This is a genomic window from Nocardia sp. NRRL S-836 (assembly GCF_001279525.1).
Lineage (GTDB): Bacteria > Actinomycetota > Actinomycetes > Mycobacteriales > Pseudonocardiaceae > Lentzea.
Genome location: NZ_LGDY01000091.1, coordinates 390158 through 415106, shown reverse-complemented (window position 1 = coordinate 415106; position 24949 = coordinate 390158). Strand labels below are relative to the sequence as shown.

At 71.9% G+C, this 24949-nt stretch carries 23 protein-coding genes; 16 read left to right on the top strand and 7 right to left on the bottom strand.

The annotated features are described in order from the left end of the window. Positions 1 to 130: 130 nt before the first annotated feature. Positions 131 to 1261, bottom strand: a complete 1131-nt coding sequence (wecB, locus tag ADL03_RS12870; protein WP_197288285.1) for a non-hydrolyzing UDP-N-acetylglucosamine 2-epimerase — start codon at positions 1259 to 1261, stop codon at positions 131 to 133. A gap of 160 nt (positions 1262 to 1421) precedes the next feature. Between wecB and ADL03_RS12865 the strand changes: the two genes are divergently transcribed. The 11 genes from ADL03_RS12865 to ADL03_RS12820 are packed head-to-tail and all read left to right on the top strand — an operon-like array spanning position 1422 to position 11881. Beyond that, entirely contained in the window at positions 1422 to 2243 is an 822-nt protein-coding gene (locus ADL03_RS12865; RefSeq protein ID WP_053733980.1) for a hypothetical protein, read from the top strand. After that, positions 2240 to 3178 (top strand): polysaccharide deacetylase family protein, encoded by a 939-nt coding sequence (locus tag ADL03_RS12860; RefSeq protein WP_053733592.1) that lies wholly within the window; start codon positions 2240 to 2242, stop codon positions 3176 to 3178. The genes ADL03_RS12865 and ADL03_RS12860 overlap by 4 nt, the downstream gene beginning before the upstream one ends. Next, positions 3172 to 4341 (top strand): O-antigen ligase, encoded by a 1170-nt coding sequence (locus ADL03_RS12855; RefSeq protein ID WP_063798542.1) that lies wholly within the window; start codon positions 3172 to 3174, stop codon positions 4339 to 4341. Before ADL03_RS12860 ends, ADL03_RS12855 begins: the two co-directional genes overlap by 7 nt. After that, complete coding sequence (locus ADL03_RS12850; RefSeq protein WP_082373076.1) at positions 4323 to 5369, top strand: glycosyltransferase; 1047 nt, start codon at positions 4323 to 4325, stop codon at positions 5367 to 5369. Before ADL03_RS12855 ends, ADL03_RS12850 begins: the two co-directional genes overlap by 19 nt. Further along, on the top strand, positions 5366 to 6226 hold the full coding sequence (locus tag ADL03_RS12845) for a hypothetical protein (protein WP_053733978.1): 861 nt from the start codon (positions 5366 to 5368) through the stop codon (positions 6224 to 6226). Before ADL03_RS12850 ends, ADL03_RS12845 begins: the two co-directional genes overlap by 4 nt. Continuing rightward, positions 6226 to 6579, top strand: coding sequence for a hypothetical protein (locus ADL03_RS46865; RefSeq protein ID WP_157528529.1), 354 nt, complete (start codon positions 6226 to 6228; stop codon positions 6577 to 6579). Before ADL03_RS12845 ends, ADL03_RS46865 begins: the two co-directional genes overlap by 1 nt. Then, positions 6537 to 7079, top strand: coding sequence for a hypothetical protein (locus ADL03_RS48375; RefSeq protein ID WP_053733591.1), 543 nt, complete (start codon positions 6537 to 6539; stop codon positions 7077 to 7079). Before ADL03_RS46865 ends, ADL03_RS48375 begins: the two co-directional genes overlap by 43 nt. Then, positions 7076 to 8323 (top strand): glycosyltransferase family 87 protein, encoded by a 1248-nt coding sequence (locus tag ADL03_RS12835; RefSeq protein WP_197288284.1) that lies wholly within the window; start codon positions 7076 to 7078, stop codon positions 8321 to 8323. The genes ADL03_RS48375 and ADL03_RS12835 overlap by 4 nt, the downstream gene beginning before the upstream one ends. Next, complete coding sequence (locus tag ADL03_RS12830; protein WP_053733590.1) at positions 8320 to 9726, top strand: oligosaccharide flippase family protein; 1407 nt, start codon at positions 8320 to 8322, stop codon at positions 9724 to 9726. The genes ADL03_RS12835 and ADL03_RS12830 overlap by 4 nt, the downstream gene beginning before the upstream one ends. After that, entirely contained in the window at positions 9723 to 10793 is a 1071-nt protein-coding gene (locus tag ADL03_RS12825) for a glycosyltransferase family 4 protein (protein WP_053733589.1), read from the top strand. The genes ADL03_RS12830 and ADL03_RS12825 overlap by 4 nt, the downstream gene beginning before the upstream one ends. Next, positions 10790 to 11881: a glycosyltransferase family 4 protein gene (locus ADL03_RS12820; protein ID WP_053733588.1), complete on the top strand. Its 1092-nt coding sequence runs from the start codon at positions 10790 to 10792 to the stop codon at positions 11879 to 11881. The genes ADL03_RS12825 and ADL03_RS12820 overlap by 4 nt, the downstream gene beginning before the upstream one ends. Here the strand turns inward: ADL03_RS12820 and ADL03_RS12815 are convergent. Continuing rightward, a complete protein-coding gene (locus ADL03_RS12815; RefSeq protein WP_063798541.1) occupies positions 11868 to 13073 on the bottom strand; it encodes a putative glycoside hydrolase family 15 protein in 1206 nt (401 codons plus the stop codon). The two genes, ADL03_RS12820 and ADL03_RS12815, sit on opposite strands and share 14 nt — an antisense overlap. Beyond that, positions 13073 to 14527: a sugar transferase gene (locus ADL03_RS12810; protein ID WP_082373074.1), complete on the bottom strand. Its 1455-nt coding sequence runs from the start codon at positions 14525 to 14527 to the stop codon at positions 13073 to 13075. The genes ADL03_RS12815 and ADL03_RS12810 overlap by 1 nt, the downstream gene beginning before the upstream one ends. A 237-nt stretch (positions 14528 to 14764) precedes the next feature. On the opposite strand from ADL03_RS12810, the gene ADL03_RS12805 reads away from it, so the two are divergent. The 5 genes from ADL03_RS12805 (at position 14765) to ADL03_RS12785 (ending at position 20740) form a co-directional block, all read left to right on the top strand. Further along, a complete protein-coding gene (locus ADL03_RS12805) occupies positions 14765 to 15616 on the top strand; it encodes a glycosyltransferase (RefSeq protein WP_231641806.1) in 852 nt (283 codons plus the stop codon). Beyond that, positions 15616 to 16941 (top strand): NAD(P)/FAD-dependent oxidoreductase, encoded by a 1326-nt coding sequence (locus ADL03_RS12800; RefSeq protein ID WP_053733586.1) that lies wholly within the window; start codon positions 15616 to 15618, stop codon positions 16939 to 16941. Before ADL03_RS12805 ends, ADL03_RS12800 begins: the two co-directional genes overlap by 1 nt. Next, positions 16935 to 17891 (top strand): lysyl oxidase family protein, encoded by a 957-nt coding sequence (locus ADL03_RS12795; protein ID WP_053733585.1) that lies wholly within the window; start codon positions 16935 to 16937, stop codon positions 17889 to 17891. Before ADL03_RS12800 ends, ADL03_RS12795 begins: the two co-directional genes overlap by 7 nt. Before the next feature lie 448 nt (positions 17892 to 18339). Continuing rightward, positions 18340 to 19350, top strand: a complete 1011-nt coding sequence (locus ADL03_RS12790) for a tryptophan dimethylallyltransferase family protein (RefSeq protein WP_053733975.1) — start codon at positions 18340 to 18342, stop codon at positions 19348 to 19350. A 7-nt stretch (positions 19351 to 19357) separates the two neighbouring features. Then, positions 19358 to 20740, top strand: a complete 1383-nt coding sequence (locus ADL03_RS12785; RefSeq protein ID WP_197288283.1) for a tryptophanase — start codon at positions 19358 to 19360, stop codon at positions 20738 to 20740. Positions 20741 to 20788: 48 nt separating this feature from the next. On the opposite strand, the gene ADL03_RS12780 is transcribed toward ADL03_RS12785, so the two are convergent. Genes ADL03_RS12780 through ADL03_RS12765 form a run of 4 tightly spaced genes read right to left on the bottom strand, consistent with a single transcriptional unit; the run spans position 20789 to position 24489 of the window. Further along, complete coding sequence (locus ADL03_RS12780; protein ID WP_053733583.1) at positions 20789 to 21382, bottom strand: ATP/GTP-binding protein; 594 nt, start codon at positions 21380 to 21382, stop codon at positions 20789 to 20791. Next, on the bottom strand, positions 21363 to 21737 hold the full coding sequence (locus ADL03_RS12775) for a DUF742 domain-containing protein (protein ID WP_053733582.1): 375 nt from the start codon (positions 21735 to 21737) through the stop codon (positions 21363 to 21365). Before ADL03_RS12775 ends, ADL03_RS12780 begins: the two co-directional genes overlap by 20 nt. Then, positions 21734 to 22159 (bottom strand): roadblock/LC7 domain-containing protein, encoded by a 426-nt coding sequence (locus ADL03_RS12770; RefSeq protein ID WP_053733581.1) that lies wholly within the window; start codon positions 22157 to 22159, stop codon positions 21734 to 21736. The genes ADL03_RS12775 and ADL03_RS12770 overlap by 4 nt, the downstream gene beginning before the upstream one ends. 38 nt (positions 22160 to 22197) lie before the next feature. Then, positions 22198 to 24489, bottom strand: a complete 2292-nt coding sequence (locus ADL03_RS12765; protein WP_231641858.1) for a nitrate- and nitrite sensing domain-containing protein — start codon at positions 24487 to 24489, stop codon at positions 22198 to 22200. Between the last annotated feature and the right edge of the window lie 460 nt (positions 24490 to 24949).

Genomic DNA, 24949 nt, shown 5'->3' with positions numbered 1-24949 from the left:
GCACCAAGTTAGGAAGACCCGGCGATAGCGGGGCGTGCTGTTGCACGGCAATTTCGCCGTGCAACAGCAAAAAGACAAAGAAAGGACAGAAAAGGGACGTCCTCTTTTACAACCGCGGAGAACTGTCGCGCTAACCGAGCATCCCCGCGGCCACCGGTTCGCCGAGCCGGCTGCCGAGCAGCTTCCCGACAGCGGCCGCGATCAGCGCCGACGGCGACCCGGACCCGTACGGCGACGGGATCTCCCGCAACGCCGCCCGCTGCCCCGGCACGTCCTCCAGCCACGCCAGCACCGCGGCACCGACCCGCGGCCCCGGGGGGACGAGCGTGCCGAACGTGCCCTCGATCTCCGGCCGCTCCGTGCTGCGCCGCACCACGACCACCGGCCGCTTCAGCACGCTGACCTCCTCCTGGATCCCGCCGGAGTCGGACACGACCACGGCCGCGCCGTGCGCCAGGGCCAGGAACGTGCGGTACGGCTGCGGTTCGAGCACCCGCACGCCGCGCAGCAGCCCGTCCAGGCCGAACGCCGCGATCCGGTGCGCGGTGCGCGGGTGCAGCGGCAGCACGACCGGCAGCGGGAGGCGGCCGAGCTCGCGCAGGATGGTCTCCAGGTTCCCGGCGTCGTCGACGTTCTCCGGGCGGTGGATCGTGGCCAGGACGTACCGGTCGCGCGTCAGGCCCGCACCGGCCAGCGCCGCGCGTTCCTCCTCCGGCGACGGCAACGCGTGCGCGAGCGCCTCGACCACCGTGTTGCCGGTGACCACGATCCGGCTGTCGGCCACGCCCTCGGCGAGCAGGTTGTGGCGGTTCAACGGCGTCGGCGCGCAGCAGAGGTCGGAGAGGTGGTCGATGAGCACGCGGTTGTGCTCCTCCGGCATCGCGCGGTCGTAGCTGCGCAGGCCCGCCTCGACGTGCACCACCGGGACGTCGCAGGCGTTGGCGGCCAGCGCGCCCGCCAGGGCCGAGGTCGTGTCGCCCTGGACGACCACCGCCGACGGGCGCTCGGCGGCGAGCACCTCGTCGACGCCGGAGACCGCGCGGCCGAGCTGGTCGCCGCGGCGCAGGCCGCCGAGGCACAGCTCGTGGAAGGCACCGGGATCCGGTACCTCCCTGCGGATCTGCGCGTACATCGAGCGGTCGTAGTGCTGACCGGTGTAGATCATGGTGCACGCGCCGCCGAGGTGGTCGACCAGAGGTGCCAGCTTGATCAGTTCTGGCCTGGTGCCGCAGACGATCGTCACGGTGTTCGTTTCCCGCACCGCGGCAAAGTACTTCATCGATCTTGACGCGCCCGCCTTCTTCACCCGAAAGCGTTGCTTGGCGTATCGCTCGAAAGTGTTGCGCCCCAGGGGTGTCTATTGTCGGCCCGTCTTAGGCGCGCCGTGGAGCGTGTTCGCCAAAACCAACGGAGAGTCCTTCGTGTCCGGTCATCTGGCCCTTGCGGTGTCGACTGTGCTGTACGGGCTCGGGATAGTCGCGCAGACCGTCGCGGCGCGCAGGGCGGACCAGCGGGCCGGCAGCGGCGTCGGGCTGCTCGCGCGGCTGGCCGCGGACCGGTTGTACCTGCTGGGTTTCACCGGCCAGGTAGGCGGTTTCCTGTTCGCGTTCCTGGCTCGCGCGGAGCTGCCGCTGTACCTGGTGCAGGCCGGGTCGTCGTGCGCGGTCGGGCTGGCGACGCTGATCGGCGTGCTGGCGCTGCGGTGGCGGATCCGGGCCGTGGAGATCGCCGTGCTGGTGGTGATGGCGTGCGGCCTGCTGCTGCTCACGGGCGCGGCCGCACCATCGTCGGCACGCGCGCTTCCCCTGCTGCCCAGCGTGATCGTGCTGGGGCTGCTGGCGCTGGCGGTGCTGCCGCTGGCACGGGTGCTGAGGGGCGCGACGCCGGTGCTGGCCGGGCTCGCGTTCGCCGTGGTCGCGGTGGCGGCGCGGACGGTGGCCGACAAACCGTTGCTGGACGTGGTGCTGCACCCGTTGACGTGGGTGATGGTGCTCGCGGCGTTCGTCGGGCAGGCGTGCCTGGCGACGGCGTTGCAACGCGGTTCGGCCACCTCGGCGGTGGCGTCGATGGACGCGACGACCGTGGTGCTCGGCTCGGTCGCCGGTCTGGCGCTGATGGGCGACCGGATCGCGCCGGGCCGCGAGTGGTGGGTCGGGCTCGGCGTGCTGCTGGTGGTGACCGGTGTGCTGGTGCTCGGGTCCGTGTCGCGGCCGGCTCGCGAACTGGTCGGGGCGCAGCCGTGAAGCCCGTCGCCAGCGTGTCGCTGGACCTCGACAACCTCTGGGCGTACCTGAAAACGCACGGCGACCCGACCTGGGAGCAGCGGCCGAGCTTCCTGACGTCGGCGGTGCCGCGGCTGCTCGACGTCTTCGGCGAGCAAGACCTGACCACCACGGTGTTCGTGGTCGGCGCCGACGCGGAACGCGACGACGGCGCGGCGGCGGTCGCGGCGATCACGGCGGCCGGGCACGAGGTGGCCAACCACTCCTTCGGGCACGAGCCGTGGCTGCACCGCTACTCCGCGGCCGAACAGGAGGCCGAGGTCGTGCGCGCGGAGGACGCGATCACCGCCGCCGGTGCGCCGCGGCCGGTGGGGTTCCGCGGCCCTGGCTACAGCGTGACACCGCAGCTGCTCGACGTCCTTGCGCGGCGCGGGTACCGGTACGACGCGAGCGTGCTGCCCACCTGGATCGGGCCGCTGGCACGGGCCTACCACAACCGGACGGCCGGCTCGACCGACGGCGGCGCCGACCTGTTCGGCGGGTTCGGCCGGGTGAAGGCGCCCAACACGGCGTACCGGTGGCGTGACGGGCTGGTCGAGCTGCCGGTGACCACGATGCCGTTGCTGCGCGTGCCGATCCACGGCGCGTACCTGTTGCAGCTGCACCGGATCTCGCCACGGCTCGCGCGCGGGTACTTCCGCACGGCGCTGCGGTTGTGCCGTGCGCGCAACGTTTCCCCGTCGTTGCTGCTGCACCCGACCGACGTGCTGACGGCCGCGGAGGCGCCGGGAATGGAGTTCTTCCCCGGCATGGCGGTGCCCGGCAGCGAGAAGGTCGCGTTGCTGGAGTGGGTGTTGTCGTTGCTGCGCAGGCACTTCGACGTGGTCGGCACGGGCGCGCACGTGGACCGCGTGGCGGGTTCCGTGCTGCGGGAACGTGATCCGGTCACATGCTGACGTCCCTGGTGCGGGTACTGGCCTGTGCGACGGTCGCGCTGGCGCCGGTGGAGGGCTACCTGCTGCGGCTGCACGGCCAGTCGGCCAAGGTGGTGCCCGCCACGCTGATCGCCGTCTGGCTGTTCTCGCTGCTGCGGAACCGCCGGTTGCCCGCACCGCACCCGCTGCACCTGTTACTCGCGTTGCTGGCGGCGGTGCTCCTGGCGACCTCGGCGGTGCACGCGGCCGAGCCGTTCACGTTCGAGTACCTGGTGCGGTGGGCGCCTTTCCTGGTGGTCACGGTGGTGCTGGCCGACGTCGCGGCGCGGGAGGTGCCGGTGCGGGCGCTGCTCGCGGCGGTCGTGGCCGGTGCCGTGGCGGCGGCGGCCGGTGGGCTGCTCAGCGTGGCCGGCGGCGAGCTGCGGGCGACCGGACCGCTGGAGGATCCCAACGACCTGGCGTTCTTCCTCGTGGCGGCGTTGCCGTTGCTGGTGGCACTGCCGGTGAGCGGCCGGTCCCGGATCGTGCCGCTGGTGCTGGGCGCGGTGCTGGTGGCCGGGTCGCTGGCGACGTTCTCCCGCGGCGGCGGAATCGCGCTGGCGTGCGCGCTGGCGTGGCTGATCCTGCGGCGTGCGCTGCCGGTGCGCGCGGTGGTGGTCACCGCTGCGGTGACCGGCTTGGCGGCGCTGGTGTTCTCCCAGGTGGCGCACGCGGAGCTGGAACGGGCGCTGCAGGAGAAGAGCCACATCGCGGGCACGAACGCCGACACGCGGATGCTGCGCTGGCAGGCGGCCGCCCGGATGCTGGCCGACGACCCGGTGCTCGGGGTGGGGCCCGGCGGGTTCCGCCAGCAGTACGCGGCGGCCTCGCACAACGCGGAGGTCGACGAGCAGACCCCGGTGGCGCACAACCTGTTCATCGAGGTCGCGGCGGAGCTCGGGTTGCCCGGCTTCGCGCTGCTGATCGCGGTGGTGGCGGTCGGTTTCGTCGCCTCGGAACGGGCGTTGCGGCTCGGCGCCGACCGGCGGCAGGTCGTGGCGGTGCAGGCGGCGCTGATCGCCGTGCTGGTCGCGTCGATCTTCCTGTCCGAGCAGTACTACCTGCCGCTGTGGTCGCTCGTCGCGATCGCGGTGGCGCTGGAACAGCGGGCGCGGAAGGAGCGGCGATGCGCGTTCTCCACGTGATCAGCGAGATGGGTGCGGGCGGCGCGGAGGCGGTCGTGGCCGGGATGGCCTGCGCCGGTCCGGACGTCGACTGGGAGTCGGCGGTGGCCACCGCGGGCGGCTTCCGGGTGGCGGCGCTGCGGGAGGCCGGGGTGCCGGTGTTCGACGTGCCGCCGGCGCGCCGGTCAGCTCGTGGCGTGGCGCGGGCGGCGTGGGCGGTGTCGGCGGCGGTGCGGCGGTTCCGGCCGGACATCGTGCTGGCGCACAACGTGTCCGCGAGTCTCGTGGCGCGGCTGGGTGCGGTCCGGCTGCCGGTGGTGACGGTGTTCCACGGCGTGGCCGAGGCGGACGTCCCCGGTGCCGTGCGGGTGCTGCGGCGCGTGTCGAACCGGGTCGTGGCGGTGGCGTCGGCGTCCGCCGACCGGTTGCGCGCGGCCGGGCTGGAGGCCGTGGTGATCCCCAACGCGGTGTTCCCGTCGGCTCCCGGCATCGACCGCGCGACCGTGCGCGCCGCCCTCGGCACACCGGCCGACGCGCCGGTCGCGTTGTGCCCGGCCCGGCTCGAACCGCAGAAGCGGCACGACGTGCTGCTCGACGCGTGGGCGCTGGTGGGCGGCCCGGCCGAGCTCTGGCTGGCCGGCGACGGCAGCCTGCGCGGTGCGCTGGAGGACCAGGCGCGCCGCATCCGTGGCCGGGTGCGGTTCCTCGGCACCCGCACGGACGTGCGCGACCTGCTGGAAGCCGCCGACGTCACCGTGCTCACCAGCGACTGGGAGGGCATGCCGATCGCCCTGCTGGAGTCGCTGGCCGCGGAACGCCCGGTGGTCGCGTCCGATGTGGACGGTGTGCGGGAGGTGCTGTCCGGCGGCGGAGGAATCCTGGTGCCCCGCCGCAGCCCGGTCGAGACCGCGAAGGCGCTGCACAGCCTGCTCTACTCCCCCGTCGCCCGCTCCGTCGCCACCGCGCGCGACGGCTCGGCCGACGCGCACACGTTGATGAAGTCCTACGACGAACTGCTTCGTACCGTGCTGGAGGCACGAAGAAGATGAGAGTTCCCCGAGCTGTTGTGGAAGGCCTGCTGGCCGCGGTCGTGGTCGGCACGCTCGTGCTCCTGGCCGTCGCACTGCGCGACGGCCAGAGCGAAGGCCGGCTCGCCCTGCTCGCCACACCGTCCACACCGGACAGCGCCCAGTTCGGCGAGGTCACCTCGCTCGCCACCCCGGCGGTCGTCCAACTGGTCCGCAGCCCGTCCGTCCTGGACGCCGCCGGGCGCGCAGCGGGCATGCCCGCGCACCAACTGGCCGACGCCATCGCCGTCGAACTGGTGCCCGCCTCCGGCGTCGCCCGGATCTCGGTGCGCGCACCCTCGGCGGAGCAGGCGTCGGCGGCGGTGTCGGCGGTGGCGAAGGCCGTGGTCGACGCCGACCTGCTGGCCCCCGCGGCCCGGTTCCGGCTGCTCGACCCGCGCCCGGAGACCACCGCGGTCACCCCCGACCTGCGCCTGGCCACCGGCCTCGCCCTGGTGGCCGCGGTGGTCGCGGGCGTCGCAGCCGCGGCGGCACGCCGGTTGCGCGGCGCGGGCAGCGTGGTGCGCTCGGTGCTCACCACGGCCGGCGTCCGGCACCCGGTGGTCGTGGCGCACAACGACGACCCCGGCTTGACCAACCGCCTGGCGGCCCTGTGCGCGGCGGCCGCACGACCGGTGCGCGTGCTGCCGGTGGGCCCGGACCTGGCCGCCAAGGCGGAGGAACTGGCGCGGGCGTTGCCGGACAAGGCCTCCGAACCCGGCGACGGCACCGCGGTGATCGCGGTGGCGGCGAACGACCGCCTGCGCCGCGACGACCTCGCCACCGCACTCGCCGTGCTGCCGCCGTCGGCGGTCGTGGTGGCGGTGGTGCTGGCGTGATGACGACTCCCCGCACGGGCCCCACACTGCCGCTCGGCACGTCGGTGACGGCCGACGGTGGTGCTGTGGCGAAGCTGCCCGCTGTGCGGGCAGCGGGCGCACGGGTGGCGAGCGCGGCTGAGCGGTGCGGCGCTGGCGGTCCAGGCCGGGCTGGCGGCGCAGGCCGGGCTGGCGGCGCAGGCCGGGGGCTGGCGGCGCAGGCCGGGCTGGCGGCGCAGGCCGGGCTGGCGGCGCAGGCCGGGCTGGCGGCGCAGGCCGGGCTGGCGGCGCAGGCCGGGCTGGCGGTGGTGCCGAACTGGTGGCGCCTGCGGTGTCCCAGCCCACCGGGCGCTTCGCGCAGGCCACCCGGCTGAGCGGAGTCGACCCGACGACGACGGCGGCCGACCAGCCGAGCGCGGCCGACCAGACTCCGGCCGCCCCACACCGGACCTGCAAGCTGGGTGAGGCCCGCAGCGGCACCGAGCCGACGACACCCGCCGCGCCCGAGCCCACCGAGCCCACCGAGCCCACCGGGCACCTCGCAGCCGCCCAGCCGAGCGCGGCCGACCAGACGGCGTCAGCCGCCCCACATCGGACCGCCCAGCCGGACGGCGTCCTCAGCGGCACCGACGTGGCAACGTCCGCCGCTTCTCAGCCCACCGGGCACGCCACCCAGCCGAGCGCAGCCCACCACGCCGCGCCGATCGACCCACGCCCGAGCGCCCCGCCGGCCGGGAATAGCGGTGACGCCGCCCCGGCAACCTCCATCGCACCCACCGGGCACCTCGCGCACGCCACCCGGCCATGCGCAGCCGACGAGCCCGACCCCACACCCCACCAGCCCGTCACGCCACCCAAGGCGGTGACCCCGTGATCACCACCACCAACCGCCGCGCTCTAGCCAGGACCATCCTCCTCGCCCTGATCGCCCTCGCCGGCACCGCGAGCGCCGTCCGCGCCCTCAAACCGGCGTGGGAGGTCCCGCTGCCCACGGAGGCGAACCTGCCGGAAGAGCGCATGCAGGACTTCCGCGACGCGCTGTACTTCCCGATCCGCGAGTTCCTGGCCGGCGGCAACCCCTACGACCCGGCGGTGATGTTCGCGCACTGGCCGGTGCGGCAGAACTTCAACCTCTACCAGCCCTACCACCTCGTGCTGCACCTGCCGTTCGCGTTGCCGGGCTACCGGGTCGGCGCGGTGGCGTTCGCGGTGGCCGGCCTGGTGCTGCTCGTCGCGTTGGCCGTGATGGCCGCGCACCGGGCGCGGCTGCCGCTGGTCGCCGGGGGCACGGTGATCGCCACGCTGCTGGTGACGAGCCAGGTCGGCAAGGCGCAGCTGTACGTGGGGCAGGTCAACCCGTTGATCGCGGTCGGTGCGGCCGGTGCGTTGCTGTTGCGCCGGACGCATCCGGGGTGGGCGGGGGCGGCGCTCGCGCTGGCGTGGTTGAAGCCGCAGTTCGGGCTTCCCTTGGCGGTGCTTGTGTTCGCGCGCGGTGACCGGTTGGTGGCGCTCCTGGGCACGCTGGTCGCCGCGGTCGCGAGTCTGCCGGTGGCGGCGGTGCTGATCAGCAGGGACGGGCTGGGCGGGTTCCTCGACGTCATCGAGCGCAACCTCGCCTGGGCCAGCAGCACCGGGTACGGCGCGGTCGACTCCATGACGGCGCAACGGGTGGACCTGCCCGCGGTGTTCTTCCGGACGACGGGCTGGTTGCCGCCGGCGGCGGAGCTGGTGGCCCTCATCGCGGTCCTGGCCGTCACGGCGCTGCTGGCCCGCAGGCTCGACCGGCAGGAGGGCGGGGGCGAGGCGGCGGACGTGCTGACGTGCCTGGGTGTGGTGGTCGCGTTGGTGCACCAGCCGGGTGACGTGTTGATCGCGGTTCCGGCGATGTGCGCGCTGGCGGTCGTGTGCTGGCGGCGCAGGCAGGAGAGGCACTGGCGGTGGGCCGGTGTGGCCATGTTGCTGCTCGCCGTTCCGTTCGCGCACCTGTACTTCGTCGACACCGCGGTGAAGACGGCCCTCGGGGCACGGGCGAGTGTCACGCTCGACGGGCTCGCGGTGGTCGTGGCGTGGGTGGTGCTCGTGGTGTTCGCGGTCAGGCACACCCGGCGCGCGGCATGACCGACGTGGCGGTGCGGGGCTCGCTGTGGCTCTTCGCGGTCAACCTGGTGAGCAAGAGCAGCCAGATCGTCGTCACGCTGGCGCTGGCGCTCTTCCTCACCGAGGCCGACCTCGGGGCGGTGGCGCTGGTCGTGTCGATCGTCAACGTCGGCCAGGTCGTCCAGGCGATGGGTGTCTACGACATCATCAGCCGCACCCGGCAGGACCCGCGGACGACCGCCGGCACGGTGCTCACCATGAGCGTCACGGCCGGGGCCGGGCTCGCCGTCGCGGTCATCGCCGCTGCCGGGCCCGTCGCGGCGGTGCTCGGTGCCCCGGACGCCGCCGGGATGTTGCGGCTCGCGGCGCTCACGTTGCCGTTCACGGCGGCGGGTGGCGTGCAGATGGCGTTGATGCACCGCGATCTGGACTTCCGGCGGCGGATGCTGCCGGACGCGGGCGGCATGCTGCTCGGGGCCGCCGTGACCGTCACGCTGGCCGCGCAGGGCACCGGGCCGGTCGCGTTCGTCGTCGGCCTGCTCTGCACGGCGGTGGCGCAGCCGGTGCTCGCGGCGGTCGCGGGGGCGCGGATCCGGCCGGGCTGGGACCGGGCGGCCGCGGTGGAGGCCGCGGGCTGGATGGCCGTGGTGGGGCCCGGCGCGTTGATCGCGGTGCTGCTGGTCAACGTCGACTACCTCGCGATCGGCCACGTGCTCGGGCCGGAGGCGGTCGGCGGCTACTCGCTCGCGTTCCGGATCGCCTGGGTGCCCTACATCATGGTCGCGGTCGTGCTGGGCGGTGTGCTGTTCCCGATCTGCGCGGCGAAGGTCCGAAGTGGACAGCGACAGGAGCTGCCGGAGGCGCTGCACCGGTTCACGACGGCGACGCTGGTGGTCACCGGCGGCCTGTACGTCACGGTGGCGCTGCGTGCGGACGGGATCCTGCTGCTCGGCGCGCAGTGGGCGGACGCCGCGCGGATCCTCGTCCTGCTGTGCGGCTACGGGCTCGGGCTGGGTCTGCTGCACGTGTGGTACCAGGTGATCAGGGCCGCCGGGCACGCCCGCCAGTACCTCGCCCTCGAAGCCGCGCACCTCGTCACGCTCGTGACCGCGCTGGCCTTCACCACCCCGCACGGCCCGGCGGCGGTCGCGGTCACCCAGACCGCGACGGTCTGGCTGCTGGTGCCGGTGACCTGGCTGGTGCTCGACCGCAACGGCCTCGCGGTGCCGCTCCCCCGCCTCGCCCGCACGACCGCCGCGGTCGCCGCCGGTGCCCTCGCGAGCTTCGCGCTGAGCACGGTCCTCCCGGACGCCACCGGCGTCGTGAGCCTCGCGGTCACCGCGGTCGTCCTGCTCGCCGCCTACTGCGCCGTGGTCCTGCCGCTCAACCGCACTGTCCTCATCGGACTCAAGGAGCGCGTGTGAAGGTCGTCCACGTGACGCAGCCGGTCGAGGCCGGGGTCGCCGTCGTGGTGCTGGAGCTGGCCCGCGCCCAGCAACGCCGTGGCTGGGACGTCCGCATCGCCTGTCCCGCAAGCGGTTGGCTGGCCGAGCAGGCCCGTGCTCACGGCATCCCGGTCCACCACTGGCAGGCGACCCGCACCCCGGGCCCGCGCACCGCGGGAGAGCTCCTCTCCCTGCGCCGGACGCTCACCGCCCTCCGACCGGACCTCGTCCACCTGCACAGCTCCAAGGCAGGGCTGGCCAGGCTGGTGTTGCGCGGCCGCGTGCCGACGCTGTTCCAGCCGCACCTGTGGTCGTTCCAGGTCGCCGGCGCGCTGCTGCGCACCGCGTGCCGGCGCTGGGAGAGGCACGCGGCACGCTGGACCGACCTCCTCGTCTGCGTCAGTGACGACGAGCTCGCGGCCGGTCGCGCGGCAGGGGTGAGCGCGCGGGCCGAGGTCGTGTGCAACGGCGTCGACACCCGGCGGCTGCGGCCACGGGAGCACGACCACGAGACCCCCACCGCGGTGTGCGTGGGCAGGATCGCGCACCAGAAGGGTCAGGACCTGCTGCTGCGGGCCTGGCCGGAGGTGCTGCGGTCCGTCCCGGACGCCCGGCTCCTGCTCGTCGGCGACGGCCCGATGGCCGCCTCCCTGCGAGCACAGCACCGGCACCCGTCGGTCCACTGGCACGGCCACAGCTCCGCGGTCGCCGAGTTCTACGGCCAGGCGGACGTCGTGGTGCTGCCGTCCCGCGCCGAGGGCATGGCGTTGGTGCCGTTGGAGGCCATGGCCTGCGGGCGCGCGGTCGTCGCGTTCGACGTCGAAGGCGTGCGGCAGAGCATCGGTGACGCCGGTGAGGTCGTGGCGGCCGGGGACGTTCACGCGCTGGCGCAAGCGATTGCCCTGCGCCTGGCCGACCGCGAGCTCGCCGCGGCGGAGGGGAAACGCGGACGCGTCCGCGCCGAGAACCTGTTCGACCGCGAGCGCATGACCGACCGGATCGTGGCGCTCACCGAGAGGCTGCTGTCCCAGAGAGGACGACGATGACACGGATCGCCTACCTGCTCACCCAGGACAGCGGTGGCCCGGTGGACGTGACGGTGCGGCTGGCCGCGGCGCTGGCCAAGTCCGACGAGGCCGAGGTCAGGGTGTTCGGCCCGCGGCCACGGCGTGGCGCCGAGCTGGTCGACCCGTACTTCGAGGAGATCCTGGTCCCCTCCAAGGGTGACATGCGTGCCGCACGCCAGGCGCGCGCCGCGGTCAAGGCGTGGCGGCCGGACGTCGTGCACGCCCAGGACCGGCGGTCCGGGCTGGTGAGCGCGGGCCTCGCGACCGCGGGCACGAAGGTCGTGCACACCTACCACGGCGTGCCCGACGACGTGGACGAGTCGTGGTTCCGGTGTGTGCGGGGCTCGACGCCGCCGTCGGCCTACACCCGCGCGGTGCTCGCCGGTGACGCCGCGGTCGCCCGTGTCGTGCACCGGACCGTGGTCCCGGCGAGGGAGATGGGCCGGTTCCTGCGCGAACGCCTGTACGTGCCGCCGCACCGCATGACCCACATCGACAACTGCGTGGACGTCGGCGAAGCCCACCCGCCCACGGCGCCGGTGCGCAAGCTCGTGTTCGTGGGGCTGCTCGTGGAACGCAAGGGCCTGCTGAACCTGCTGGACGCCCTGGAGACGACGATGCCGGCCGACGCGACGCTCACGGTCGTCGGCGACGGTCCACAACGGACCCAGGCGGAGGGCCGGGTGGTCCGCTGCGGTCTGCAGGGCCGGGTGCGGTTCCTGGGTTTCCGCACCGACGTCGGGGACCTGCTGCGCGAGCACGACGCGCTGGTGCTGCCGTCGACGATGGAACAGCAGCCGCTCGTCGTGGCCGAGGCCATGGCCGCGGGCAAGCCCGTGGTCGCCACGGACACCGGCGGCGTGGCGGACATGCTGGGCGTTCCCGCCGCCCAGTGCCCGCGGCCCGGTGACGTGGCCGCGCTCGCGGCGCGGTTGAGCGCGCTGTTCGCCGACCCGGAGCCCGGCCGCACCGGTGCGGCCCTGGCTGCGCGGGCGCGCGAGCGGTTCACCGCCGACGTCTGCGCCCGCCGCCACCTCGACCTCTACCGCGGGCTCACCGAGCGTTGACGTAGACCACCGCGTCCGCCGGAGCCAGGTCGAGCTCCGGCGGCACGGGCCCGCCCCGCACCGTCACGAGACCCGGCGGCGGGGTCAGCCGCACCGCGGCCTTCGTCGGGTTCACCGCCACCCAGCCGTTGCTGAAGCGGCGGGTCCACGTCCCGCTGGGCAGCCGGTTGGCCGCCTCGACCGCCTCCCCCAGCCGCGCGTCCTGGTAGATCGACCAGTACGGGCTCTTGTAGCTGGGGTCGGCCTGGGTCCAGCAGGTGTGCGGGCCCGCGAGCAACGCGGCGGAGGCGTACCCGACGCGTTCCTCCTGGTCCGACTTCGTGTGCGTGATCAGCAGCAGCCACGACTCACCGAGCGCGGCCTGGGCGCGCTGCTCCTTGAACTGGTTGCCCTTGAACGTGATCAGCTCACCGGCACCGTTGTCGCCGCGCAGGCCGAAGTTCTCCTCCATGGCACCCGCGTACCGGGAGTGCGCCGACCAGCGCCCCGGTGTCAGCTGCGACTCCGACACGTTGGGCACCAGCATCTTCCCGGCCTTCTCCAGCGTGTCACCGGAGAGCGCGAGCAGGCCGTCGAGGCCCTCGCGCAGCAGCCGGTCGGTGTCCGCGGTGTCGGTCGTGCCCGCGAGCACCGCCGGGGAGTAGTACCGCAGCGAGCTGAAGTCGTTGTCGGCCAGCACCCCGTCCCAGCCCTCGCGGACGACCTCGCCGACGACGGCCTTCGTCCAGGCCTCCTGGTAACCCTTGTTCCACACCGCCATCTGCCAGTGCTTCGGGTAGCCGGCCCACTCGATGCGCTTGCCCGCCGTGTCGGTCGCGAACCAGTCGGCGTGCTGCTGCGCGGCGTGGTAGCCGATGCCGGTCGGCAGGTACCGGGCGTCGCGGTCGCCCTCGACCGCGCCCGCGTAGTTGCGGGTGCTGGAGAAGTCCTTGTACACCAGCACCTTCACCTTGGGGTTCAGGTCGTGCAGCCGGCGCATGGCCGACGTCTCCCACGCGTTGAGCACCACCACGTCGTAGTGCTTGGCCGCCTCGCGGATCTCCCACGCCGCCGGCGAGTCGCCGATGCCGTACCACCACGCGCACGGCGCGAGCGGTTTCGGCGGCGGGCCGGTGATGACGGGGTCGCTCGCCGCACTGACCGAACAGGCGGTCGTGAAGAGCACGAGAGCGACACCGGCGAATCTGCGCATCAGCGATTTCTGCGGCAACACAACTCACCCGCCGTCATCAGTAGAATCCTCAGGTCGAGCCAGAGCGACCAATTCGCGATGTAGTAGTTGTCGTACCGAGACCTGTCGGCGATCGAGGTGTCTCCCCTCAACCCGTGCACCTGAGCGAGACCGGTGAGTCCGGTCGGAACTCGGTGACGCGCCCAATATAGCTCGTGAATGGCGGAGAACTCGCGAACGAAACCGGGACGCTCCGGGCGTGGCCCCACGACGCACATGTCTCCGCGCAGGACGTTCCACAGCTGGGGCAGCTCGTCGAGCGAGGTGCGGCGCAGGAACCGGCCGACCGGCCCGACCCGCGCGTCGCCCTCGACCGACCACCGCACCTGCGAGTCGTCCTCGCCCGACTGGCGGACGCTGCGGATCTTGTAGAGGACGAACGTGCGGTCGTCCATCCCCACCCTGACCTGCCGGAAGAACAACGGGCGGCCGCTCTCGACCAGCACCGCGAGCGCGCACAGGCCGATCACCGGCGACAGCACGACCAGCGCGACCGCCGCGAGCACGAGGTCGGCGGCGCGCTTGACCCACCAGGTCGGGCGCCTGGTGGGCGCGGTGCCCAGCCGCATCAGCGGGTAGCTGCGCAGCCGTTCGATGCCGGGGCCGTCGGGGTGCAGCTCGTACATCCGCGGCACGACCAGCGTGGAGCAGCCCAGCCGGTGCGCGGTGATGGCCGCCTCGACCAGCCGGGAGTCGCGGGTGTGCGAGAACGCGAGCACCACGGTGCCCGCGCGCAGCCGCACGATCGCCTCGGCCAGGTCGCCGTCGACCACCTCCAGCGGGGGCAGCTGCTGGTCGGGGTCGGGCCCGGAGTCGGCGAACGCGACCGGCCGCAGCCCGAACTGGGGGTGCTCCAGCATCGTCCGCGCGAGGTTCACGCCGACCTGACCCGCGCCGACGACGATGGTGCGGTCGCAGCGGTCGAACCGCCGCCGGCACCATCGGCCGAACGCGAACACGCACCACCGCACGGGCTCGATGACCAGGGCGAACACCATCATCGCCCACTGCGCGGCGACCACGTCGGCGTGCGGTGCGGCACTGACCAGACCGGCGCCGGTGAGCAGCGCGAAGGCCAGCGCGGTGCTCGCGGCGGAGCGGGGCAGGTCCTGCAGCCACGACAGCCACAGCCGCCTGCGGTAGAGCCGCCAGGCCGCCCTGATGCCGAGCACGGTGACCGCGATCGCGGCCGCCCAGCCCCAGGTGACGCCGCGGTTCAGGCACACCGCCGCCAGCGTCGCGCTGTCGGCCAGCACGAGCAGCACCGCGACCGCGTTCACCCGGCTGAGCAGGTCGCGCGCCTCGCGGCGGGACGTGCCGGCGCGGGTCCGGAGCGGTCGTCTGCGTTCAGCCTGCCCGACCTCGTCCGCCTGCGGTGGTGCGGCGGGAACGGCCACCGCCGAGAGTCGCCTCATTGAAGATCATCCGATCGAAGGAGTTGGGCCAGCACAGCGACACGAAAGAGTTAACGAGCGGTCTTTTATCAGCTCATCAGGTATCAAATTTCCCTCTTTGGTGTGCCGGACGAATGCAGTTCGTGAGCTTTCGGCGTACTACTGCCGTGATCTACGCCAGGGGCGTCTCAAAAGCTTTAGCACGCCGTGTCAATAATTCACGCCACCAACCGCGAGCCACCGAAGTGGGGGCATTGAGTGAGAGTCGGCGAAAACGGCGTCCGGCAACCGGCCGGGCGACCGACCACGACCGCGCAGGCCGTGCAGACGGTCCAAGCCGTGCAGGACGACACCCGGCCGTGCGGTGACGTGCACGTGGTGCTGCCCGCCTACAACGAGGCCGCCGCACTCCCGTCGCTGCTGCGGCGCATCGCCGGCGTCGAGCTCGCCGACCGGATCACGGTGTGGGTGGTGGACGACGGTTCCTCCGACGGCACCGGCGACTGCGTGGCCGGTGTGGGCGGGATCGACGTCCGGCTGGTGCGCCACCCGGTGAACCTCGGGCTCGGCCAGGCCGTCCAGTCAGGACTGCGGGCGGTGCTCGACGCCGCGGGCGACGACGACGTCCTGATCGTGATGGACGCCGACGACACGCACGACCCCGGCCTGATCTCCGCGCTGCTGGAGGAGGTCGCCGCCGGTGCGGACGTGGTGATCTGCTCGCGCTTCGTCGACGGCGGGGACGACTCGACCGCGCCGCGCTGGCGCCGGATGCTCTCCCGCGGCGCCCGCGTCGTGTTCGGCCGCGTCCTGCACTTCGACGGCATCCAGGACTTCACCTGCGGCTACCGCGCCTACCGGGTGAGCCTGCTGCGCCGCGCCGCCGCGCACTGGGGCGAGCGGCTGGTCGAGGAACGCGGGTTCGCCTGCATGGTCGAGCTGCTGCTGAAGCTGCGCCACTGCGGCCCGGTGGTCAGCGAGATCCCGTTCCGGCTGCGCTACGACCGCAAGCCCGGCGCGAGCAAGCTGCGGCTGGGCCGGACGCTGCGGCAGTACCTGGTGTTGCTCACGCGCGACCGGCTCGCGCCCGTGCCGTACCGGAAGCTCTGATGGCCGCGCCTGTGCGCCGTGTGGTCGTGATCGGCGGGGGCATCTGCGGCCTCGCCACCGCACATCGGCTCGTCCGGGCCGGTCTGCCGGTGACGTTGCTGGAGAGCAGCGACCAGCTCGGCGGGCTCGGCACGTTCTTCCCGTCGCGCGGCCGGTGGGTGGAACGCTTCTACCACTGCGTGATGCCGACCGACGACGCGTTGCTCGGCCTGCTGGACGAGGTCGGCCTGCGCGAGAGCATCGGGTGGCGGCGGACCACCATGGGCATGGTCGTCGGCGGCGTCCACCACCCGTTCAACTCCGCGCTGGACCTGCTGCGGTTCCCGGCGCTCAGCCTGCCGAACCGGCTGCGGTTCGGTGTGGTGTCGCTGCTGCTGCGGCGGTTGGGCAAGGGCAGGGACCTCGACCGCACGCGCACCGAGGACTGGCTGCGCGGCCTGTACGGCGACGCGGTGTGGACCACGCTGCTGGCCCCGATGTTCGGCGCCAAGTTCGGCTCCGCGTTCGGTGACGTGCCCGCGCTGTACCTGTGGCAGCGCCTGGGCCGCGAGAGCAACGACTCGGTGCGCGGCTACCCGGCCGGTGGCTACAAGAGCGTGATCGACGCGCTGCGCCAGTCCATCGAGGACGGTGGCGGCGTCGTGCGCACGTCGGCTCCGGTGGCACGCCTGGAGTCCACTGAGGACCGGGTGCTCGTGACGCTGGCCGACGGCGAGACGGTCGAGGCGGATCACGCGGTCTCCACGGTCCCGCTGCCCGCGTTGCGCGGCATCGCCGACCCCGCCCTGGCCCGGCGGCTGCCCGAGGTGCGGTTGCGCTACCAGGGTGTCGTCAACACGCTGTTCTTCCTGCGCAAGCCGTTGACGGGCCACTACTGGGCGCCGGTGCTGCGCTCGGGCACCGACTTCGACGGCGTGATCGAGATGTCCGCGCTGTCGGGCACCGAGCCGTACGACGGCCGGCACCTGGTGTACGTGATGCGCTACACCGACCGCGAGTCCGCGCTGTACCGCGAGGACGAGGCGGGCATCGCCGACCGGTGGACGGGTCAGCTGCTGAGCCTGTACCCCGGTCTCACGCCGGACGACGTGGACGAGGTCCGCACGTTCAAGGCGCCGTTCGTGGAACCGGTGTACCCGCTGGGTTACCTGACCGACCGACCGGCCGTCGAGGTCGCGGGCACCCGGCTGCTGCTGGCCACCACGGCGCACGTCTACCCGAACGTCACGAGCTGGAACTCGAGCGTCGAGCTCGCGAACTCCGTGACCGACCGTCTCCTGCTCGACGCGAGGAGACCCACGCCCCAGGAGATCGACGCATGGTGAGCAGGTTCGGCGCGGTGCTCGGCGCCCTCACGGTCACTGCGGCCACGCTCGTGTCGTCCCAGCAGGTCCACGCCGACTCGGCGCCGCTGCTGCCCGACCTGCGGCAGGCGCCGGTCGGGTGCCCCGGCGGCTTCAGCGGTGACCCGTCCACCTGCCAGGACTGGGACGTGTGCCTCGTCAGGGACGCCTCGCAGCCACGCGGCCGGTGCGTGACCGGCGGCGGCCGGATCGAGTCGGTCCGGCTGCGGTTCACCACCGCGGTCGACAACGTCGGCGACGGCCCGCTGCTGCTCTACGCGCACCGCGACAGCACCGGCGTGCCGACGATGAAGGTGCGGCAGGCCGTGCAGTCCGGTGTGGACCGTTCGATCGCCGGTTCCTACACCGAGGCCAAGCGCGAGACGTTGTCCAGCGCCTACTACGAGCCGGCCGAGTCGCACGAGCACTGGCACCTGCTCAACTTCGAGTACTTCCAGCTGCGCACCCCGGACGGCAGCGTGGTCGTGACCGACCGCAAGAACGGTTTCTGCATCGGCGACCGCTACGACGTCGTGGACGACCTGCCGCAACGGCCGCTGGACCCGACGACGCCGGCGGGCAAGCTGGCCGCGAAGCTCAACGGCCACATGTGCGAGCACCACAACCCGGCCGCGCTGGACGTGATGTTCGGGATCTCCGTCGGCTCCGGCGACGACTACAAGCACCGGGTCGACTTCCAGTGGCTCGACATCACCCGCGTGCCGTCGGGGGTGTACGACGTAGTGAACGTCGCCAACTCCGACCACGCGTTGCTGGAGAAGGACTACAGCAACAACGCGTCGTCCATCTCGATCTCGGTCCAGTGGCCGGGTGGTGCCACGCGGCCCCCGGCGGTGATCGACTCGGCTCCGGCCGTGCGGCTGCTGCGCAGCTGCCCCGGCAAGGTCCGGTGCGCGAAGCGCGACAAGTAGTTCCGGAACGGGTACCGAAACAGAGCGTCCGCCTCGGCGGGCGCTCTGTTTTGTTTCGCGTGCTTTACCACAAAACCAGTTAGCTGCGCAAACTACTACGCAGGAAACCGCGGTTGCCCACTAGCACACGGCCCGATCGGACACAATTCGCCAGTTCGCGCAACCGAACACTGTTCGAGAAGTGAATTCGGCCCCGCGTCAATAGGCCGAGCAGTGCAATCTTGATCACAGCGCAGAGTGCCGCATGCAACCCCGTTGGACCTTGACCTGCCCATGTGTCCACTTGAGAGAATTCGCTCCAGCCATTCCACTCCGACCGGACTGTGCCCTGCCCTGATTCCCCGGCCGATCAGGAGACCCTGTCTTGAGCACGGCAGACTTCACCCTGCGCGATTTCGCCGTCGGGCAACTGCAGAACCTGTTGCGCGCTGTCGGATTGTCGGATGCGATGGGCAGTTCGACGACACTGCTGGGTGAGGCATTGGGCCCCGGCGCCCTGCGGCCGCTGTCCGCCGTTCCGTTATGGCCCTCATTCGTCGCCGACGACCACACGCCCGTTGAATTCTCCGTGGCTTTGGCCCGAAACGAACCGCCCGCGGTGCGCATGATCGTGGAGTCGATCGCCGAACAGCCCGGCCGGCAGGCCAACCTCACCGCCGCCCTCGGCGTCCTCGACCGGCTCGCGGCGCAGCACAGCCTGGACCTGCGCCAGTTCGACCGCATCCGCGACCTGTTCCTGCCGGAAGACCCGCAGGGCGCGTTCGCGTTCTGGTACTCGCTGATCGTCGGGGCCCACGCGGCGCCCGCGATCAAGGTCTACCTCAACCCCGAGGTGCGCGGCCGCGAACGCGGCACCGAGCTCGTCAGCGCGGCGCTGGACCGGCTCGGCCTGGGCGGCGCGTTCCCGACGATCGCCGGCCACGCGCTGCGGCGCGAGGGGCTGGACCGGTTCTCCTTCTTCGCGCTCGACCTGATGGACGACCACCGCGCGCGGGTGAAGACCTACGTGTCGCACGACTGCGCCGAGATCTCCGACGTGACCGCCGCGGCCGCCGCGGTGCCCGAGGCGGACCTGGAGCTGCTGGCGGACGTCTGCGCGATCGCCGGTGCGGGCTCCGGCCCGTTCACCCGGCGCCCGCTGATGTCGGCCTACAACTTCCTGGCCGGAGACACCGACCGGCCGGGCGGCTACTCGGTCTACATCCCGGTCAGGGACTACGTGCAGGACGACCTGGAGGCGTGCGAACGCGTCCTGGCGGTCATGGCCAGGTGCGGGCTCGACTCGACGCCGTTCGTGCTGGCGCTGACGAGCATCGTGCGCCGGCCGCTGGGCGACGGCGTCGGGCTGATCGCCCACATCTCGCTGCGCCTGGGCCGGCCCCGTCCCGGCGTCACGGTGTACCTGTCGTCGGAGGCCTACGACGTGACACCGCCCCGAACCACAGCCATGTCGTTGTAGTGCCGCAGTGTCCAGGAAAGAAGGCAGTGTCGTGGAGCCGTACCGCATCAAGGTCGTCGAGCCGATCCCCATCACCACCCGCGACTACCGCGAGCGCCGCTACGCCGAGGCCGGGTACAACCAGTTCAACCTGACCGCCGACGACGTCACGATCGACCTGCTGAGCGACTCCGGCACCGGGGCGCTGTCCGCGGAGCAGCAGGCGGCGGGCATGCGCGGCGACGAGACGTACGCGGGCGCGCGGTCGTTCTTCCGGTTCCGCGAGGTGGCCGAGGAACTCACCGGCTACCGGCACATCTTCCCGGTGCACCAGGGCAGGGCCGCCGAGCGGATCCTGTTCTCCGCACTGCTCAAGCCCGGCCAGCTCTCGGTCGGCAACACGCACTTCGACACCACCCGCGCGAACGTCGAGCTGGTCGGTGCCGTCGTGCGCGACCTGCCGTGCCCCGCGGCCGCCGACCTCGACAGCGACGCGCCGTTCAAGGGCGACATCGACCTCGTCGCGCTGGAGGCGGTGCTGGCCGGGCCGGAGGACGTCGGCCTGGTGCTGATGACGATCACGAACAACGGCGGTGGCGGGCAGCCGGTGTCGATGGCGAACCTGGAGGCCGTGAGCGTCCTGTGCCGCCGCTACGGGGTGCCGTTCTTCCTCGACGCGGCCCGCTTCGCCGAGAACGCGTGGCTGGTGACGCAGCGGGAGGAGAAGTACCGCAACCACAGCCCGCGTGACGTCGCGAAGCTGGCGTTCCGGCTGGCCGACGGCTGCGTGGCGAGCCTGAAGAAGGACGGCATCGTCCACATCGGAGGGATGCTGGCGCTCAACGACGCCGACCTGGCCAAGCAGTGCGAGCTGCTGCTGATCGCCACGGAGGGCTTCCGCACCTACGGCGGGCTTTCCGGGCGTGACCTGGACATGTGCGCGCAGGGCCTGATGGAGGTCACGCACCCGGCGTACCTGCGTGAACGGGCCGAGGCCACCGCGTACCTCGCCGAGTGCGCGCGCCAGGCCGGTGTGGAGAGCGTGCGGCCCGCCGGCGTGCACGCGGTGTACCTCAACGCAGGCCGGTTGCTGCCGCACATCCCTCCGCAGCGGTTCACCGGTCACGCGCTCGCCTCGGAGCTGTACCTCGCGGGCGGTGTGCGGTGCGCCGAGCTCGGTTCGCTCTACCTCGGTGAGATCGACTCCTCCGGTCAGCTGCTCACGCCGGCGCCGTTCGAGCTGGTACGGCTGGCGATCCCGCGCCGCGTCTACACCCGCAGCCACCTGGAGTACGTGGCCGAGACGCTCGCGGAGATCGCGAAGGACCCCGAGCGGGTGCCCGGTTACCGCCTGACCGAGGCCCCGGCGGTGCTGCGCCCGTTCCGCGCCCGGCTCGAACAGGTCCGCTGAACGCAGAAGGGCCCCTCACGACGAGGGGCCCTTCTCCGCAGCAAGGTCCTAGGCGGGCACGCCGATGCGGCTCATCGCGTGCTCGATGACCCGCACCAGCACCGCCTTCGACGACTCGCGGTCGCGCGCGTCGCACAGCATCAACGGCACCGCGTCACCGACGTCGAGGGCGTGCCGCACCTCGGCCTCGGTGTAGGAGTAGCTGCCGTCGAAGCAGTTCACGGCGACCACGAACGGGATCTCGCGGCGTTCGAAGAAGTCGATCGCCGCGAACCCGGTCTCCAGTCTGCGGGTGTCCACGAGGACCACCGCGCCGATCGCACCCGACGCCAGCTCGTCCCACATGAACCAGAACCGGTCCTGGCCCGGTGTGCCGAACAGGTACAGCACCAGCTCGGGGTTGATCGTGATGCGGCCGAAGTCCAGCGCGACCGTCGTGGTGTTCTTGCCCTCCACGCCCACGATGTCGTCGATCTCCTCGCCCGCGGCGGTGAGGAGCTCCTCCGTGCGCAGCGGCGTGATCTCGCTGACCGAGCCGACCATCGTGGTCTTGCCCGCGCCGAAACCGCCGGCGACGACGATCTTGACGGCGACGGGGACGGCGAGGTCCTCGGCGCGCTGGTCAGATTGCACGGACACCATCCAGCACCTTCTGCAGTAGGTTCATGTCCATCGCGGTCGCCATCCGCGACGGGTCGCGGGTGATGACGTCCCCGCGCTGGATCAGGTCGCTGAGCAGCACCTTCACCACGACCAGCGGCGCGTGCAGGTAGGCGGCGACCTCCGCGACCGACAGCGGCTTGCGGCACAGCTTGATGATCTCGGTGTGCTCCACCGAGAGCGCGGCGGGGTCGTTCGAGGTGCGGATCGCCCGCACCTGGGTCGTGAGGTGCAGATCGCCCCACACCGGCCGGGTGCGGCCGCTCACCAGTGCGTACGGGCGGACCAGCGGGCCCGCCGCCTCGTCGTACCACCAGTCTCCGGAGTGGATGGTCATGACAGCCCGAGAGCCGTGGGCAGCGGCGTGCGCGGCGCGGTGGACAGGTAGCTGCCGACGCGCTTCACGAGCATGTTCATCTCGTAGGCGATCATGCCCATGTCCGCGTCCTCGTCACCGACGACCGCGAGGCAGGCGCCCTGACCGGCCGCGGTGACGAACAGGTAGGCGCGCTCCATCTCGACGATGGTCTGCCGGACCTGGCCGCCGCCGAAGTGCCGGCCGGTGCCGCGGGCGAGCGACTGGAACGCCGACGCCATCGCGGAGAGGTGGTCGGAGTCGTCCTTGGACAGTTCGGGAGAACGGGCCAGCAGCAGACCGTCCGCGGAGAGCACCACCGCGTGCCGAGCACCGACCACTCTGCTCACGAGGTCGTCCAGCAGCCAGTTCAGCTTGGCCTGCCCGCCGGTCATCTCTTCCATGGGAAATCGCCTTTCGGTTTCCGGTGTCCCAGTGCGCATCACGGTTCGAGGTCGTCGTCCGCGGCCCGCGCGTCACGAGCGCCGCGCTGGAACGCGGACAGGCCGTGGCGAGCGCGCTCGGCCCGTTCCTCGGCGTCGAACTCGGTGAGGTCGGGGTCGGGACGCGGGTCGTCGTTCGCAAGCTGAGGTACGAGGTGCTGCTGCCGCTGCCGGCGTGGCAACTGCGGTCGTTCGTCTCGACGCATCTCCCCACCTTCGGCGGCGGTCTCGGAGGGCCAGCCCTCGGTGTGGGCGCGGGACAGCTCCGTGCCGTCGCCGCCGGTGACCGTGACCTGGCCCTGCGTCGACGCTCCCGCCCAGAACTGGTCCAGCTCGGACCCGGACTCGGTGGACGGACGCGCCTGCGGGACGTGGGTCTCCGGGCGGACCTGCTGCGCCTGCTGCCGGTAGGAGGGCCTGGGCAGCTGCGGGGCGTCCGCGGGGTCGGCCGAGTTCGCGTCGCCCGCGAGCAGGTCGGCCGGGATGAGCACCAGCGCGATCGTGCCGCCGGAGGAGCACTCGCGCAGCTCGACCCGGATGCCGCGGCGGGCCGCGAGCCGGGCGACGACGAACAGGCCCAGGCGCGACTCGCCGCGCAGGCGCATCGCCTCGAAGTCGGGCGGCGCGGCCAGCATCTGGTTGTGCAGCTCGCGGTCCTCGGGCTTGATGCCCAGGCCCTGGTCCTCGATCTCGATGACGATGCCCTGCGGCACCTCGCTGGTGTGCACCTCGACCTGCGAGCGCGGCGGGGAGAACGAGGTCGCGTTGTCGACGAGCTCGGCGATCAGGTGGATGGTGTCGGCGACGGCGGCACCGGCGAGCGCCACCTCGGGCACCGGGTGCACCTTGACCCGCGCGTACTGCTCGGTCTCGGCGACCGCGGCGCGCACCACGTCGAGCATGCGCACGGGCTTGCGCCACTGCCGGCCCGGCTGCTCGCCGGTGAGGATGATCAGGTTCTCCGCGTTGCGGCGCGCGCGGGTGGCGAGGTGGTCGAGCTGGAAGAACGCGTCGAGCTGCTCGGGGTTCTCCTCCTCGTGCTGCAGCCGGTCCAGGATCTTGAGCTGGCGGTGCACCAGGCCCTGGTTGCGGCGCGCGATGTCGAGGAAGACCCGGTTGACGCCTTCACGGGTCTGGCTTTCCTTCACCGCGGCGGCGACAGCGGTGTACTGGGCGGCGTTGAACGCGTCGGCCACCTGGCCGATCTCGTCGTTGCCGTAGTCGAGCGAGGGCACCTCGGCGGCGACGTCGACGTGCTTGCCCTCGCGCAGCCGCTCGACGATGTCGGGCAGGCGTTCGTGGGCGAGCTTGAGCGAGTCGCTCTTCAGGTTCGTCAGGCGGACGATCAACGCCTTGTTGACCAGGCGGTTGGAGATGCGGACCGCGACGAAGATGCCGACGATGACCGCGAGCAGCGCGACGAGGCTGCCGATGAGGACGGTGTTGAACTTGGTCTCGCCGTTCTCCAGCGCGACGTTGACCGCGCCGTTGGACTGCTCCTGCACCAGCGCTGTGAGCTCGCCGGACACGCCACGGCTCGCGGACTCCCAGTCGGAGAGCCCGACGGAGTTGCCGATGGGTCGTTCCGCGGTCTGCAGCAGGCGGTTCTCCAGCGCGACGAGCTGCTGCCACGACGGGCTGGAGACCATGCGCTGGTAGTGCTCGCGCACGTCCTTCAGCGCGTAGGGCTCGATCGAGCTCAGCGAGGAGCGGTAGGCACCGACGAGGTAGACGAACTCGCGGTGGTCCTCCGGCGTGAACCGGCCGGCCGCGAGCGCGCCCGCGGCGATGGAACCCGCGCGCGACATCGCGTCGGCGGCCTGGAAGTACTGGACGGCGGCCAGTGCGCCCTGCACGGTCGGCGCGTCGGGCACGATGCGGGCCTGGGTGTTGTAGAGCGCGGCGCCCGCGTCGAGCACGCTGTTGTAGTAGCGGTAGACCTCGGCCTTGGACGCGGTGCCGGCCTCCAGCACCGCGCGCTGCTGCGGCAGCTGGTCGAGCAACCCGTTGAGCTTGCCGATGCTGTCGACGACCTCCTGCGGCGCCTGGGTGGCGAGGTCGGCGAACGCGGTCTTCATCGTGCTCAGGTCGGAGTCGGTCTCCAGCCACTGCTTCTGCAGCGCGGAGGTGCCCGACCCCGGCCGGCTCAGGCTCGTCATGCTGAGCTCGCGTTCCTTCTGCAGCGAAGCGAACGACTGCACAGCCGGAATCGACGCGTCCCGCACACCCGAGGCGACGAGCCGCAGGTAGATCCCGTCGAACACGGTGTACGACGAGAACAGCACCCACATCACCAGAAGCACGATGCTGGGAACAACGACAACGCCGGTGAGCCTGGACCGAATTGTCTTGTAATTTGTGTCAGGCACGTTCTTCAGCTTCACAACGCTCCACGACCACCTGAATTGGCGACGGAAAGATAGCACCGCGAGAACGGCACGACCAACACTAGATGATCATGCATTGCGGTTGCCGATCAGGGTACTCAGTCAACTGACCACCGCAACACCCAGCCCCACGTGCGCATCTCAGCACATGGAGGAGTGCACGACCGACCCATCAGGACCACGTCAACACCGGCCGAGCACACCGAACGACAGCAATTGCCGCACCACGTGACAGGCGGTTGACCGCTTTACGCGGGCGGACAATGTGAAACGTATCACAAGACGGACCGCAGGTTGTTTCTGAAATTATCAGGACACATCTCGACTGCCGCGCGAATTTGTGATAACCGAACAACGGCAAGGG